Annotated in this window: 13 protein-coding genes; 8 read left to right on the forward strand and 5 right to left on the reverse strand. The window is 72.3% G+C overall.

Going from position 1 to position 14093, the window contains the following annotated elements; genetic code table 11:
* Positions 1 to 37: 37 nt before the first annotated feature.
* Both BLT76_RS11730 and BLT76_RS11735 read left to right on the forward strand, forming a co-directional pair.
* On the forward strand, positions 38 to 1393 hold the full coding sequence (locus tag BLT76_RS11730) for a MinD/ParA family ATP-binding protein (RefSeq protein WP_090855739.1): 1356 nt from the start codon (positions 38 to 40) through the stop codon (positions 1391 to 1393).
* A gap of 46 nt (positions 1394 to 1439) precedes the next feature.
* Positions 1440 to 1880 carry a hypothetical protein gene (locus BLT76_RS11735; protein WP_090855742.1) on the forward strand — a complete coding sequence of 147 codons (441 nt, stop codon included), beginning with the start codon at positions 1440 to 1442 and terminating at the stop codon, positions 1878 to 1880.
* A gap of 3 nt (positions 1881 to 1883) precedes the next feature.
* On the opposite strand, the gene BLT76_RS11740 is transcribed toward BLT76_RS11735, so the two are convergent.
* Positions 1884 to 2291 (reverse strand): TIGR03618 family F420-dependent PPOX class oxidoreductase, encoded by a 408-nt coding sequence (locus BLT76_RS11740; protein WP_090855745.1) that lies wholly within the window; start codon positions 2289 to 2291, stop codon positions 1884 to 1886.
* 67 nt (positions 2292 to 2358) lie between these two features.
* Here BLT76_RS11740 and BLT76_RS11745 point away from each other — a divergent pair, with 67 nt between their 5' ends.
* Positions 2359 to 3375, forward strand: a complete 1017-nt coding sequence (locus BLT76_RS11745) for an NADPH:quinone reductase (RefSeq protein ID WP_090855748.1) — start codon at positions 2359 to 2361, stop codon at positions 3373 to 3375.
* Between the two features lie 63 nt (positions 3376 to 3438).
* Here BLT76_RS11745 and BLT76_RS11750 read toward each other — a convergent pair whose 3' ends face one another.
* On the reverse strand, positions 3439 to 4695 hold the full coding sequence (locus BLT76_RS11750; RefSeq protein ID WP_090855751.1) for an HNH endonuclease signature motif containing protein: 1257 nt from the start codon (positions 4693 to 4695) through the stop codon (positions 3439 to 3441).
* 433 nt (positions 4696 to 5128) lie between these two features.
* Positions 5129 to 6412 (reverse strand): right-handed parallel beta-helix repeat-containing protein, encoded by a 1284-nt coding sequence (locus tag BLT76_RS11755; RefSeq protein ID WP_139175499.1) that lies wholly within the window; start codon positions 6410 to 6412, stop codon positions 5129 to 5131.
* Positions 6413 to 6675: 263 nt separating this feature from the next.
* Between BLT76_RS11755 and BLT76_RS11760 the strand changes: the two genes are divergently transcribed.
* The gene (locus tag BLT76_RS11760; protein ID WP_090855758.1) at positions 6676 to 7395 is read left to right on the forward strand and encodes an enoyl-CoA hydratase-related protein; all 720 of its coding nucleotides are present in this window, start codon (positions 6676 to 6678) and stop codon (positions 7393 to 7395) included.
* A 10-nt stretch (positions 7396 to 7405) separates the two neighbouring features.
* On the forward strand, positions 7406 to 8617 hold the full coding sequence (locus BLT76_RS11765; protein WP_211752908.1) for a DUF480 domain-containing protein: 1212 nt from the start codon (positions 7406 to 7408) through the stop codon (positions 8615 to 8617).
* Here BLT76_RS11765 and BLT76_RS11770 read toward each other — a convergent pair.
* The gene (locus BLT76_RS11770; RefSeq protein WP_090855761.1) at positions 8614 to 9462 is read right to left on the reverse strand and encodes a MaoC family dehydratase; all 849 of its coding nucleotides are present in this window, start codon (positions 9460 to 9462) and stop codon (positions 8614 to 8616) included. The genes BLT76_RS11765 and BLT76_RS11770 overlap by 4 nt on opposite strands.
* Complete coding sequence (kstD, locus tag BLT76_RS11775; protein WP_090855764.1) at positions 9462 to 11144, reverse strand: 3-oxosteroid 1-dehydrogenase; 1683 nt, start codon at positions 11142 to 11144, stop codon at positions 9462 to 9464. The genes BLT76_RS11770 and kstD overlap by 1 nt, the downstream gene beginning before the upstream one ends.
* Positions 11145 to 11179: 35 nt before the next feature.
* Here kstD and BLT76_RS11780 point away from each other — a divergent pair, with 35 nt between their 5' ends.
* The 3 genes from BLT76_RS11780 to dmpG are packed head-to-tail and all read left to right on the forward strand — an operon-like array spanning position 11180 to position 13990.
* Positions 11180 to 11977, forward strand: coding sequence for a 2-keto-4-pentenoate hydratase (locus BLT76_RS11780; protein WP_090856583.1), 798 nt, complete (start codon positions 11180 to 11182; stop codon positions 11975 to 11977).
* Positions 11978 to 11981: 4 nt separating this feature from the next.
* A complete protein-coding gene (locus tag BLT76_RS11785) occupies positions 11982 to 12887 on the forward strand; it encodes an acetaldehyde dehydrogenase (acetylating) (RefSeq protein ID WP_090855768.1) in 906 nt (301 codons plus the stop codon).
* Positions 12884 to 13990, forward strand: coding sequence for a 4-hydroxy-2-oxovalerate aldolase (gene dmpG / locus BLT76_RS11790; RefSeq protein WP_090855771.1), 1107 nt, complete (start codon positions 12884 to 12886; stop codon positions 13988 to 13990). The genes BLT76_RS11785 and dmpG overlap by 4 nt, the downstream gene beginning before the upstream one ends.
* Positions 13991 to 14093: the final 103 nt, after the last annotated feature.

The following is a 14093-nucleotide window of genomic DNA, read 5'->3' on the forward strand; positions in this document are numbered from 1 at the left end:
AACACCCCGCAACCCCTGATGGAGGGACCCCACTCCGATGAGCCAGCAGCCGCACCACCAGGCTTCCCACCCGGCAGACTCGGACCCCTCGGACACCAGCGACCGGCTGTACACCCCCGAGGAGCTCGCGGCGTACGCCGCCGGCCAGGCGCCGGTCCGTCCCGCCGAGGCTCCGGCCCCCGCCGGTGACCCGCTGAGCGACCCGCTGCCGGGGTACGCCGCCCGCCCGACCGCCCCGCCCCCGAGCGGTCCCCCGCCGGCGGCCCCGCCGGTCGCGCGCCCGAGCACGCCGCCGCCCGCACCCGCTGCGCCTCCGGCCCCGGTGGCCGCTCCTGCTCCTGCTCCTCTCCGAGCCGCCCCGCCGGCACCGCCCGCACCCACCGCCTCGGCTCCCTCATCCGCGCCGCCGTCCGCTCCGGAGCAGGCTCCCGACGGCGACCCGGGCGACCCGCGTCGCTTCATGAGCGCCACCGACTTCCTCGACCGGCGGGCCGACGACATCGACCTCGGTCCGGCCACCTGGGGCTGGCGCGGCAAGGTGCGCCGGTGGACCGGCGGCCTGGTCAAGCCGCGGATGGGTCCCGACGAGCTCGACTACGAGCAGGACCGCCGGATCCTGCAGCGCGACTTCGACGGCCCGCGCACGATCGCCTTCATCAACCCCAAGGGCGGCGCGGCCAAGACCACCGGCGTGCTCGCCGCGGGCTACACCTTCGGCACCGTGCGTGGTGGCGGCGTGGTGGCCTGGGACAACAACGAGACCCGCGGCACCCTCGGCATCCGAGGCACCCGCAGCACCCACCGCAACACCACGCGCGAGCTGCTGGAGGACCTGGGGCGGTTCAACGACGTCTACCAGTCGCGGATCGGCGACCTCGGCGCCTTCGTCCGCTCGCAGGGCGACGCCCACTTCGACGTCCTCGCCTCCGACGAGCGGCCGGACGTGACCGGCATGATCCACGCCGAGGACTTCAACGCCGTCCACAAGCTGCTGGAGCGCTTCTACCGGGTGATCCTGGTCGACACCGGCAACAACATGCGGGCCGAGAACTGGTTGGCCGCCGCCGACGCGGCGGACCTGCTCGTGGTCACCAGCACGGTCCGCGAGGACACCGGCTACAGCGGTCTGTGGATGCTCGACGCCCTCCAGGACGCCGGCTACCAGAACCTGAAGTACAAGACGGTGACGATCCTCTCCGACCCCTCGCCCCAGGTCGACGGCAAGCTCGCCCACGACCTGGTGGACGTCTACCAGCAGCGCACGCGGGGGGTCTACCGCGTGCCCTACGACCCGGCCCTGGTCGCCGGCTCGGTGGTGCCCTACAACCAGCTGTCGGCCAACACCCGCCGGCAGTGGCTGAAGGCCTGCGCGGGGATGGCCTCGGCTCTCTGACGCCGATCTCCCACGGGACCGGGCCGTGGTGCGGAAGGATGGAGTCATGACCTCCACCTTGACCCGCACCCGGCCCGGCCGCCGGGTCCGTGGCGAGCTGCGGTACGACGGCGGCCGCTGGAAGCGGTGGACCGGCAAGCGATGGGCGAGCGCGGCGTACTCGATGCGTCCCTCCCGGCTCCTGGACCCGCGCCCGCTCCACGTCGACGACGAGGAGCCGGACGGGACCCGCGTGCGGGTGCTCGCCCTGGCCGTGGAGGACCAGGTCCTGACGAACGCCGCGACCGTCGTCCACGAGGGCCCCTCGGGCGTGACGCTCTCCTACCGGCGACGCCCGGCCCACGTCGCCCACGCGATCATGACGCTGCTGACCGGTGTCTGGGCGCTCGTGTGGCTCGCCTGCGCGCTCAACGAGCGGCAGGACCGCGTGCTCCTCGAGGTCGACCCGTGGGGCCACGTCTGGGCCGTCCAGGGTTTGCGCCGCTAGCGCTCAGTCCTTCGCGGCACCCCAGCCGTGCCACCGCTCGATCTCGAACCAGGCGCTGACCCGCGGGCTGTCCCGCGTCGGGTACGGCTGGCCGCCGTAGTGGATGCTGAGCCGGTCGATCTGGCTCAGGTCCTCGTCCTCGGCCCACTCCACGACCCGGCCGATGAGCGACACGTGGGTGTACCAGCTCGACTCGTCGAGCGCGGTCAGCGTCAGGCGCGGGTCGCGGCGCAGGTGCTGCACCCGGACCCGGCTGTGGTCCATGTTGAGCAGCACGCGGTCGTCGTCCTCGAGCAGGTACCAGGTCGCCACCGACACCGGCTGCCCGTCCGTGCGCAGGGTGGTGACGACGGCCGGGTTGGGCTTGGTGAGCAGGGCGCGGACGTCGTCGGGGAATGGCAGTTCGGGCATGGGACTTCCTCCTGGTGGTCACACGGATGAGGCCAGGTGCCCGACCAGAGATGAGGCGAAACACGACATGCGTGCGGTGACGTACAGCGAGACCGGCCACTCCAGCGTGCTGAGGCTGGTCGATCGCGACCGGCCCGAGCCCGGCGAGGGTGAGGTGCGGGTGCGGCTGGTCCGCGCCGGCGTGAACCCCACGGACTGGAAGTTTCGGGCGAACGGCATGAACGGGCCGTACGACGAGGTCGCGCCCGGCCAGGACGGTGCCGGGGTCATCGACGCGGTCGGTCCCGGAGTCGCCGGCTTCGCCGAGGGAGATCGGGTCTGGGTGCTGCTCGCGCAGAGCGGCCGCTGGCTCGGCACGGCCGCCGAGCACACCGTGCAGCCCGTGGAGCGCGTCGTCCACCTGCCCGTCGGGGCGTCGTACGACCTGGGGGCCTCGCTCGGGGTCCCGGCCGTCACCGCCCACCGCGCCCTGACCGCCGGCGAGGACGTCACCCGGCTCTCGCCCGGCGCCATGTCGGGAATGACCGTGCTGGTGGCCGGCGGCGCCGGGGCGGTCGGCAACGCCGCGATCCAGCTCGCCCGCTGGGCCGGAGCGACGGTGCTGACGACGATCAGCAGCGACGAGAAGGCCGCCCTCGCGGTAGCCGCGGGCGCCCACCAGAGCGTGAACTACCGCGTCGGCGATCCCGTCGAGGCGATCCGCACGCTCTGCCCCGAGGGCGTCGACCTGGTCGTCGAGGTCGCCCTCGCCCAGAACCTGGCCCTCGATGTCGAGGTGCTCCGCAACCGCGGCACGATCGCCTACTACGCCGACAACGGCGGGTCCGAGGCCACGGTCCCCGTGCGCGGCACGTTCGCGAAGAACCTGCGCCTCCAGGGGCTGCTGCTCTACACGCTCGGCGCCGACCTCCTGGAGGCCGCGACCTTGGACGTCAACGCCGCCGTCTCGAACGGCGCGCTCCGGGTCGGCGACGACGCCGGGGTCCCGCTGCACCACTTCCCGCTGGAGGACCTGGCGGGCGCGCACGACGCCGTCGAGCAGGGCGCGGTGGGCAAGGTGTTGGTCGACGTCAGCGAGGAGTGACGAGTCGCGTCCCGCACCGCGCTGTCGTGAGGGCGTGCCCGTAGCCCTGCCGAGGGTTCTCGGTCAGGGCTGCGGGGTGGTGGTGCCGGTGTGGTCGCGGACGAACGTGAGTCCGTTCGGGCTGCGCCAGACGAACGTGGTGTCGTCGATCTTGTCGTAGCGCCACCGCGTATGTGTCTTGGCGCGGTGATGTCGCCTGCAGAGCGGTGCGATGTTGCAGTCGCACGTGGCGCCACCGTTCGAGGCTGGGTCGCTGTGGTCGTGGTCGCAGGACCTGGCGCGGCGTCGGCACCACGGGAACACGCAGGAGTGCTGGAGGAGGGCCTGGCGTTCCTTCAGCCGGTCGGGGACCTCGTAGGCATCGACGTGGACGTGACCGGCGAGGTCGATGACCGGCTTGATCACGACCTGGCTGTCGCCGTCCTGGCACCAGCCCTTGACCTGCTCCACCGAGATCAGGGTGCGGGTGTTCTCGACGCGGGCGATGGCGGCGTCGGCGAGGTGGACATGGACGACGACTTGGCGGGGCCGCTTGCGGTCCGGGTCCGGTTCGGCGTTGAGATCCAACGTCAGCTGGCGTCGGGCGAGGTCACCGACCGCGATCGAGCGACGCGCATCGAGTGACAGCCCGTCGGCGATGGTCCCGAGGTAGGACGCTCCCCGGGCGACCGCGTCCTCCAGATCCAGGGCGTCGACCAGGTCCAGGGTTCCGCGGACTTCGACGTGCCCGTCGTAGGAGACCTGCTGGACTTCGATGTCGAAGTGCCGCACCTCAGCCGCATCTCGGGCGCGCTGGGCGGCGGTCTCGGGGTCGAAGCGGACCCGGGCTTCTTCGATGGTGCGGTCGAGTTGGGCGATGGAGATCTTGTGTGCGGTTGCGGCGACGTGGGTGTCGACGAACTCGGCGCCGTCCTCAGGCAGGTCGATCGTGTCGGCGGCGATGCGTCGGGCCTTCCACACCGGGAGGTCCAACGACTGGACGCGTTCGTAGACCCGTGGGAGGCGGTGGGCGAGCTCGACGGCGTGGCCGAGGTAGATCCGCCCCGAGTCCGACGACAGGCCCAGTGCGGCGGAGAACTCCAGCACACTGAACTCCGCGATAAGGGGTGCGCCGTGGCCGGCGATGGCCATCTCGTCCTCACACCCCGGGATCCACACGGCCGCAGCGTCCTGCAGGGAGTCGGTGGAGTGCATCCCGGCCCAGGTGACGGCGGCGGCGAGCTGGTCGGCCTCGGCCTGCAACTGGACAGAGCGTCGGGCGCGGACGAAGGTGAGCACCGCGGGTGCGGTGTCGCAGTCGTCGAGGTCCCGAGTGGCCATACCCATATGGTAGTCGAACAGGTGAGCGAATGGAAATGGTTGTTCGCAGCCTTGTTCGAACGGTCGACCCGAGGTGACCGAAAGCTAGAAGCAGCCTGGTGATGGCCCTTGATCACCGCGGACGGTGAGCCCCCTTGTCTCTGTAAAAGGTCTTTGAACCTGCCTGGTGCCAAGCGCAGACGCCACGGCAGAGACCCGTGAAGGGGCGCGGTCGCTTGTTGGCTGCGGGGGTCTCGACGGGCGTTCAGGACTTCGTCCTTCACTGCTCGACCACCGGCGACAGTGACCGGCGGAGGGGGCCGACCTTCCGAGGGTTGCTTGTTGGGTGCGGGGGTCTCGACGGGCGTTCAGGACTTCGTCCTTCACGGGAGAGACCACCGTCGACAGGGACCACCGGCGGCGCATCCGCCGGAGGTGGTCCCGGCGGTGTGGGTCAGCGTTCGTAGGCGCCCAGGTCGACCCGGGCGATGCCGTCGCCGTCGCCGTCCCGGGGGAGGGAGCGTCCGTTGACGTCGGTGCCCCAGGCGGCGGAGGCGACGCGGTCGAGGGCGGGGGAGCCGGGGGCGAGGCGGAGGTCGCCGCGGGCGGCGTTCACGAAGCGGGGCGAGGCGGTGCTGTCGGTGCGGGCGAGGTCGAACCAGATCTCGCCGCCGTAGATGTTCTGAGCGGAGGCGAAGGTGCCGTCGGCCCAGCCGGCGTACCAGCCGGCCACGATGACGTTGCGCCGCAGGGTGAGGATCTTGGGCGTGCAGCCGCCGTAGCAGCCGAAACCGAAGGACTTCGCCCCCGTCAGCCGGACGGTGTTGTGCTCGGCGACGGTGCCGACGACCGGTCCCCAGGTCTGCCCGGGGCCGCGGGTCATCAGGAAGCTGCCGGCGCGCAGCGAGCTGCGGACGCTGTTGTAGGCGACCCGGGTGCCGCGGGTGCGCTTGCCGCCGAGCTCGGTGAAGGCCAGGTTGTCGATCGACCGGTTGTGGTCGATCGTCGTACCGACGGCCTGGTAGACCTCGACCGCAGACCCGTCCTCGCCGTAGTCGGCCGAGCGGGCCCGGTTGCCGCTGATGACGTTGCGGGTGACCCGGGCGTGGTCGCCGTTCACCTCGACCCCGAACGCGCCGTAGTCGTCGTCGGGTCCGGGTGTCCCGCCGGCCATCCGGTCGTTGTCGCGCAGCACGCTGTCGCTCACCGTGGCGTACGACGCGCCCTCGCGGATCCAGACCCCGGCCACGTTGTCGGTCGCGAAGATGTCGCGGAGGACGACGTGCGCGCCCTCGACGGTGAATCCGGCCCGTCCGCAGCGGACGGCGGCGAGGCCGATCACCTGGGTCCAGTCGCCGCGGAGCGTGACACACCCGCCCTGCGCGACGACGGGGCGGGCCCCACGTCCGTAGCGGCCGACCGTCACCGGCCGGGATCGGGTGCCGTCGACGCGCAGGTCGAGACCGCCGCGGTGCCGGCGACCGGCGCGGAGCAGGACCGTGTCCCCCGGGCGGAGGCCGTCGGCGCTGACCTTGGTCAGGGAGCGCCACGCGGCGAGGGGGCCCCGGCCACTGGCCCGGTCCGAGCCGAGGAGGGGGTCGACGTAGAAGGTGCGCCCGGCCGTCTTGCGACCGAGGTCGTCGACGGTCGCCGCGTGGGCGGCAGAGGGAGTGGAGGCGGGCAGGAGCGTCGCGGCCGTCAGGAGGAGGGCGGCGACGAGGCTGTGGCGGGGGGACACGTCGATCAGATCGGCCTCGGTCGGGGGGAGTTGAGGCGACACCTTCTCGCGCCGGTGCCCCTCGTCGGGACCGGAATGCGGGTTCTGCTGGAGAAGTCACCTTTCCTGCCGATGTTTTCCTGCTCTGGTCTCGTGGACGTCCCGGCGTCGCGCCGCGGCGGGGCCCGGCGAACCTGCACCTCCGCGAGGAGATTCCTGGGCGCTGCGCAAGATGCCGGTCTAGTCGGGATGCCGTCGGTCGGAGCACCCGATAGCGTCCGGCCATGCCGACCGGAGTGACCCTCGAGGTGGCCGACGGGGTCGGCCTGGTGACACTCGACGGCGCGGACCGGCTCAACGTGTTCACGGCGGCGACCGGACGGGACCTCGGTGAGGCCTATCGCGCCTGCGAGGCCGACGCCGACGTGCGGGTCGTGGTGCTGACCGGGGCCGGGCGGGCGTTCTGCGCGGGCGCGGACCTGGCGCCCGAGTCCGGCTCGTTCGCGCCGCCGGGGCCGGGGTTCAGTGCCTCGCCGGTCCGACCGCCGGCCTTCGAGCTCAGCACCCTCGTGGTGGCCGCGATCAACGGGCCCGCGATCGGCATCGGGCTCACCCTGGCGCTGCAGGCCGACGTACGCCTGGTGGCCGAGGACGCGCGCCTGGCCGTGCCGCAGGTCCGGTTCGGGGTGGTCGGCGACGCGCAGAGCCACTGGAGCCTGCGGCGGGCGGTCGGTCTCGCGGCGGCGGCCGACCTGCTACTCACCGGCCGGACGATCACCGGGGCCGAGGCCGCCGCGCGCGGGATCGCCACGCGGGCGCTGCCCGCCGAGGAGGTGCTGCCGGCCGCGCTCGACCTGGCCCGCGACGTCGCCGCACACGCGGACCCGGCAGCGGTCGCGCTGAGCAAGCAGATGCTCTGGTCCGACCTGTCCGCGGCCGAGACCGAGCGGGCGGAGACCGACGCCCACCGGGTCCTGATGGGACGGCTCGACGGACGTCACTAGGCTTGCTCGCGTGAGCGACCTCCCCGTCCTGGACGCCGAGGAGCAGCGCGTGCTCGGTGCGCTGCTGGAGAAGCAGCGGACCGTGCCCGCGTCGTACCCCCTCTCCCTCAGCGGGCTGCGCACGGCCTGCAACCAGACCAGCAGCCGCGAGCCGGTGGTCGACTACGACGAGCACACCGTCGAGCAGGTCGGCCGGCGGTTGAAGGACCGCGGCCTGCTGCGGATCGTCTGGTCCGACACCGGTCGGCGGACGCTGAAGTACCACCAGATCGTCGACGAGGCGCTGGGCCTCGGCGACGACGAGCGGGCGCTGCTGACGGTGCTGCTGCTGCGGGGCCCGAACGCGCCCGGCGAGCTGCGCACCCGCACCGAGCGGTTGCACGCCTTCGCGGACCGCGGCGAGGTCGAGGCCTGTCTGGCGGTGATGGCCGAGCGCGGACTGGTCCGGGAGCTGCCGCGCCAGCCCGGCCAGCACGACCCGCGCTGGGTGCATCTGCTCGGCGAGGTCGCCGAGCCTGCGACCGCTGCCCCGCGGGCGTCCTCGGTCGACCGGGAGGTGCCGGTGGCCGACGGCGCGGACGCGCGCGACACCCGGGTGCGGGCGACGTACGGCGCCGTCGCCGAGACGTACGCCGAGCGGCTGTCCGACGAGCTGGACGGCCTGCCCTTCGAGCGCTGGCTGCTGGACCGCGTCGCCGCGGACGCCGAGGGCGGGCCGGTCGTCGAGGTCGGGTCCGGGCCGGGCCACGTGACGGCGTACCTCGCCGCCGCCGGCGCGGACGCCCGCGGGCTGGACCTGACCCCCGAGATGGTCGAGGAGGCGCGGCGCCGCCACCCCGGCGTGCGGTACGACGTCGGCGACCTGCGTCGCCTGATCCGCCCCGAGACCGCCCCCGGCTGGCGGGCCGTGCTCGCCTGGTACTCGCTCATCCACTTGGCCGAGTCCGAGCTGCCCGCCGCGCTGATGTCGCTGCTGCGCCCGATCGAGCCGGGCGGCCTGCTGGTGCTGGCCATGCAGGCCGGTGACGAGGTCGCCCGGATCTCGAGCTGGTTCGACGACGAGGTGCCGCCCCTGGACTTCGTGCGCCACGACCCGGCCACCATCGTCGCGCTGGTCGAGGCGGCCGGCCTGACCGACGTCGAGTGGTACGTCCGTGGTCCGCGGACGAAGCGGGGCGAGACGACCCGCCGGCTGTACGTCCTGGGGCGGGTGTCCGGCTAAGCGGTCGTCAGAACCACGTCACCGAGCACCGGAGCACCGTCGCGCTCGCCGCCGGCGACCGTGGCGGCCCCGACGATCCGGCCGTTCTCGCGCCAGCCGCGGACCCGGACGGTCTCGCCGGGGAAGAGGACGCCCGCGAACTTCACCCCGAACCCGGCCACCGCGGACGCGTCCCCGTCGAGCAGCTGCTCGGTCAGGGTGCGCAGCACGATGCCGTAGGAGCAGAGCCCGTGCAGGATGGGCGCCGGGAACCCGGCTCCCTGCGCGAAGGCGGGGTCGGCGTGCAGCGGGTTGCGGTCGCCGCAGAGCCGGTAGAGCAGGGCCTGCTGGGGCAGCACGTCGTACGACGTGTCGGCGTCGGGGTCGCGCTCGGGCAGCACCACCGGCTCGGCCGAGCCACGGTCGCCACCCCAGCCGCCCTCGCCCTTGACGAAGATCGACGAGCGCGTGGTCCACAGCTCCCGGCCGTCGGGCGACGTGGCGACGCCCTCCTGCCAGATCACCGCCGCCTTGCCCTTGTCCCAGATCTCGCTGATCCGGGTCGAGACGGTCGCGGTGCCGGAGGTCGGGAGCGGGCCGGTGACGCTGATGGACTGCGACCCGTGCACGACCTGCGCAAGGTTGATGTCGCAGCCGGGCAGGTCGAGCGGCGGCGGGTCGCTCATGTGGAAGGTCGGGGCGACCACGCCGAACGACGGCAGGACCTGCAGCCCGGCGGTCTCCAGGGTGTACGAGAGGTCGGTCGCGCCGATCGCCAGGTGGTAGAGCAGCACGTCGCTCTCGGACCACGAGAACTCGGTGGCCCCCAGCTCGGCGCCGACGGCCACGGACGGGTCGATGGGCATCAGGCGCTCTCCTGCCGGGCGGCGTCGTTCGCGAGGTCCTCGGCGGCCAGGTAGCCGAAGGCGAGGGCGGGGCCGATGGTGGCGCCGGGGCCGGCGTACGTGTGGCCCATGACGGCCGACGAGACGTTGCCGGCGGCGTACAGGCCGGGGATGACCGATCCGTCGGGACGGACGACGCGGGCCCGCTCGTCGGTGACCAGGCCGCCCTTGGTGCCGAGGTCGCCCGGCACGATCTTGACCGCGTAGAACGGACCGTCGTCGATCGTGTGCAGCGACGGGTTCGGCTTGACGGTGGGGTCGGAGTAGTACTTGTCGTAGGCGCTCTCGCCGCGGTGGAAGTCCGCGTCGACGCCGGTGCGCGCGAAGCCGTTGAAGCGCTCGATCGTCGCGCTCAGCGCCTCGGGCGGTACGCCGATCTCCGCGGCCAGGGCGTCGATGGAGTCGGCCTTCTTGAGCGTGCCGGACTTGTACCAGCGGCCCGGGAAGGGCTGGCGCGGCATCAGCCCGGCGAAGACGTAGCGGTTGCGGTAGCGCTGGTCGATGATCATCCAGGACGGGACGTGGCCGACGCCGGTGGCCTCGCCGGCGTAGATCTCGTGGACCGCCTCGACGTACGGGAGCGCCTCGTTCATGAACCGCTCGCCGGCTTGGTTGACGATGAGCGAGCCGGGCAGGTTGCGCTCGGCGAGGCAGAACCACGGACCGCCCGGCAGCGGGATGGTCGGGCCCCACCACGAGTCGTCGAGCAGGTCGGTCTCGGCGCCGGCCGCGATGCCGGCGAGGATCCCGCCGCCGGTGTTGAACTGCGACCCGGTCGTCCAGTCGACCGAGGTCGGCTGCGGCTGGTACTTCTCGCGCATCTCCAGGTTGCGCTCGAACCCGCCGCTGCCCAGGACCACGCCGAGCCGGGCCCGGACGGTCACCGACTCCTCGCCCCGGCGTACGACGACGCCCGCAACCCGGCCGTCCTCGATGAGCAGGTCGGTCAGCTCGGTCTCGTAGTGCACCGGCACGTCGGCGTCGATCAGCCCTTTGCGCAGGCCGATGGCGATCGCGTTGCCCATGGCGTACATCCGGCGACCGAGCAGGCCGCTGATGAGCCGCTTGACGACCACCTTGGCCATCGTGATCGGGCCGCGCAGGGTGCGCAGGCCGAGGCTGATCTTCCGGAAGTCGGCCTGCGTCACGATCATGTTGGCCGGCGCCTTGGTGTACTGCGGGTGCAGCCGCTTCAGCTCGTCGCCGAGGAAGCGCGCATCCAGCGGGATCGGCTCGCAGCTGCGGCCCGCGGGCCGCCCGCCGGGCCGCTCCGGGTGGTAGTCGGCGTAGTCGGGCACCCAGGTGAAGCGCAGGGGAGTGGTCTCGCGGATGAAGTCGAGGACCTCCGCGCCGCGGTCGAGGTAGGTGTCGCGGCGCACCTTCGGCACGTCGTCGCCGACGATCGCGTCGAGGTACTGCTTCGAGAGCGCGAGGTCGTCCGCCTGACCGGCCGCCTTCAGGGCGTAGTTGCCGGGCATCCAGACCCCGCCGCCGCTGCGGGCGGTCGAGCCGCCGAAGTAGGCGCTCTTCTCGAGCAGGACCGTGTCGAGGCCGCGCTTCTTCGCCGCGAGCGCGGCCGTCATCCCGGCACCACCCGCGCCGACGACCACGACGTCGACGCTGTCCGGAAGGGGGGTCGTCATGGCGTGAAACTGTAACAGGTTCTACTCTAGTGCCCGTGACGAACACCGATGCCGACCGGGCGGCCGTCGAGGCGGCGGTCCGGAGGCTGGCCGAGGCCCAGGCGACCCGGGTCCCGTGCGCCGCCGTACGCGACCTGATCGGCACCGACGACCTCCCGGCGGCGTACGCCGTGCAGCAGGGACTCGTGCAGGCACGGCTCGCCGGCGGCGTCCACGTGGTCGGCCGCAAGATCGGCGCGACGTCGAAGGCCGTGCAGGACCAGCTCGGGGTCGACCAGCCCGACTTCGGCTACCTGCTCAGCGACATGGACGTCTCGCACGACGACCCGATCTCGATGCGCACGCTCGTGCAGCCGCGGGTGGAGGGCGAGGTCGCCTTCGTGCTGGCCCACGACCTCGACGGCGAGATCACCCCCGAGACCGTCCGGGCCGCGGTCGAGGTCGCGCTGCCCGCGCTGGAGATCGTCGACTCCCGGATCGCCGGCTGGGACATCACCTTCACCGACACGGTCGCCGACAACGCCTCCAGCGGGCTGTTCGTCGTCGGCACCGACGGCCGCACGCTCGACGAGCTGGAGCCGCGGGACGTCACCATGTCGCTGACCATCAACGGCGAGGAGCGCTCGTCGGGCACCGGGGCGGCCTGCCTGGGCGACCCGCTCGAGGCGCTGCGCTGGCTGGCCGTGCAGGCGCAGGCCTTCGGCGACCCGCTGCGCGCCGGCCACCTGATCCTGTCCGGGGCCCTGGGCCCGTTCGTGCCGTTCGCCCCGGGTGACCGGGTCGTGGCGACCATCAGCGGCTTCGCACCGCTGGCCGTCTCGTTCGAGGAGTGATCCGTTGACCAGGAAGCTGACCGCCGCCATCGTGGGGCCGGGCAACATCGGCACCGACCTGATGTTCAAGCTGCTGCGCTCCGAGGTGATCGAGCCCCGCTGGATGATCGGCGTCGACCCGGCCAGCGAGGGGCTGAAGATCGCGGCGGCCCAGGGGCTGGAGTCGACCCACGAGGGCGTCGACTGGCTGCTGAAGCAGGACGTCCTGCCCGACCTGATCTTCGAGGCGACCTCGGCGTACGTGCACCGCGAGTACGCGCCCCGCTACGAGGAGGCCGGCATCCGGGCGGTCGACCTGACGCCGGCGGCCGTCGGTCCGGCCGTGATCCCGCCGGTCAACGGTCAGGAGCACGTGGCCGCGATGAACGTCAACATGATCACCTGCGGCGGCCAGGCCACCATCCCGATGGTCGCCGCCGTCTCGCGGGCCGCCACGGTGTCGTACGCCGAGATCGTCGCCTCGGTGTCGTCGATGTCCGCCGGCCCGGGCACCCGCGCCAACATCGACGAGTTCACCCGCACCACGTCCGCCGGCGTCCAGAGCATCGGCGGTGCCGGGCGGGGCAAGGCGATCATCATCCTGAACCCCGCCGAGCCGCCGATGATCATGCGCGACACGATTTACTGCGCGGTCCCGCCGGACGCCGACCGCGACGCGATCGTCCAGTCGGTCTTCGCGATGGAGAAGGCCGTCCAGGAGTACGTCCCCGGCTACCGGCTGCTCCAGGAGCCGCAGATCGACGAGCCGTCGGCCGCGACCCAGGGGCAGGTGAAGGTCTCGGTCTTCGTCGAGGTCGAGGGCGCCGGCGACTACCTGCCGCCGTACGCCGGCAACCTCGACATCATGACCGCCGCCGCCACCCAGGTGGGCGACAACATCGCCCGCTCGATCATCGGGAGCCACGCATGAGCGACCTCAACACGCTGACCCGCACCTGGTCCGACGCTGATCCCGACTCCGGCCTGGACCTGCGCCTCACCGACACCTGCCTGCGCGACGGCTCGCACCACAAGCGGCACCAGTTCACCGCCCAGGAGGTGCACGACATCGTCGAAGCCCTCGACGACTCCGGCGTGCCGGTCATCGAGGTCACCCACGGCGACGGGCTGGGCGGGTCGTCGTTCAACTACGGCTTCTCGAAGACTCCCGAGCAGGAGCTGATCCGGATCGCGGCCGAGACCGCGAAGCGGGCCAAGATCGCCTTCCTGATGCTCCCCGGGGTCGGCACCAAGGACGACATCCGCGCCGCCCAGGACAACGGCGGCCAGATCTGTCGGATCGCCACCCACTGCACCGAGGCCGACACCTCGATCCAGCACTTCGGCCTCGCCCGCGAGCTCGGCCTGGAGACGGTCGGGTTCTTGATGATGAGCCACACCCAGCCGCCCGAGGTGCTGGCCAAGCAGGCACGGATCATGGTCGACGCCGGCAACCAGTGCGTCTACGTCGTCGACTCCGCCGGCGCGCTCGTCATGGAGCAGACCGCCGACCGGGTCGCCGCGGTGGTCGCCGAGATCGGCCACGAGGCGACGGTCGGCTTCCACGGCCACGAGAACCTCGGCCTCGGCGTCTCCAACACCGTCATCGCGGCCCGGGCCGGGGCGACCCAGATCGACGGCTCGGTCCGCCGCTTCGGCGCGGGCGCCGGCAACACGCCGCTGGAGGCCTTCGTCGGCGTCTGCGACAAGCTCGGCTGGAAGACCGGCATCGACTTCCTGACCATCGTCGACGCGTCCGAGGACGTCATCAAGCCGGCCATGCCCGAGGAGTGCCAGCTCGACCGGATGACCCTGATGATGGGCTACGCCGGCGTCTACTCCTCGTTCCTCAAGCACGCTGGCAACGCCGCCGAGCGGTACGGCGTCTCCGGCGCCAAGATCCTGCTCGAGGCGGGGCGCCGCAAGCTGATCGGCGGCCAGGAGGACCAGCTCATCGACATCGCGCTGATGCTCAAGGCCGAGCAGGAGAAGGTCCGAGCCAACCAGCCGGCGGGGAACGAGCAGGCTGGTTGACCCGGCGAGGCGGCTCACCGGGTTTCGACACGGTTGCTGCGCAACCTGCTCAACCACCGGGGTCCGGTGGTTGAGCAGGGACGAAGTCCCGTGTCGAAACCCC

It is taken from the genome of Nocardioides lianchengensis (genome assembly GCF_900101465.1).
Lineage (GTDB): Bacteria > Actinomycetota > Actinomycetes > Propionibacteriales > Nocardioidaceae > Nocardioides > Nocardioides lianchengensis.

Coding starts and splice junctions, on each gene's coding strand:
- BLT76_RS11730 (WP_090855739.1), top strand. CDS start 38: ATGAGCCAGCAGCCGCACCACCAGGCTTCCCACCCGGCAGACTCGGAC.
- BLT76_RS11735 (WP_090855742.1), top strand. CDS start 1,440: ATGACCTCCACCTTGACCCGCACCCGGCCCGGCCGCCGGGTCCGTGGC.
- BLT76_RS11740 (WP_090855745.1), bottom strand. CDS start 2,291: ATGCCCGAACTGCCATTCCCCGACGACGTCCGCGCCCTGCTCACCAAG.
- BLT76_RS11745 (WP_090855748.1), top strand. CDS start 2,359: ATGCGTGCGGTGACGTACAGCGAGACCGGCCACTCCAGCGTGCTGAGG.
- BLT76_RS11750 (WP_090855751.1), bottom strand. CDS start 4,695: ATGGCCACTCGGGACCTCGACGACTGCGACACCGCACCCGCGGTGCTC.
- BLT76_RS11760 (WP_090855758.1), top strand. CDS start 6,676: ATGCCGACCGGAGTGACCCTCGAGGTGGCCGACGGGGTCGGCCTGGTG.
- BLT76_RS11770 (WP_090855761.1), bottom strand. CDS start 9,462: ATGCCCATCGACCCGTCCGTGGCCGTCGGCGCCGAGCTGGGGGCCACC.
- kstD (WP_090855764.1), bottom strand. CDS start 11,144: ATGACGACCCCCCTTCCGGACAGCGTCGACGTCGTGGTCGTCGGCGCG.
- dmpG (WP_090855771.1), top strand. CDS start 12,884: ATGAGCGACCTCAACACGCTGACCCGCACCTGGTCCGACGCTGATCCC.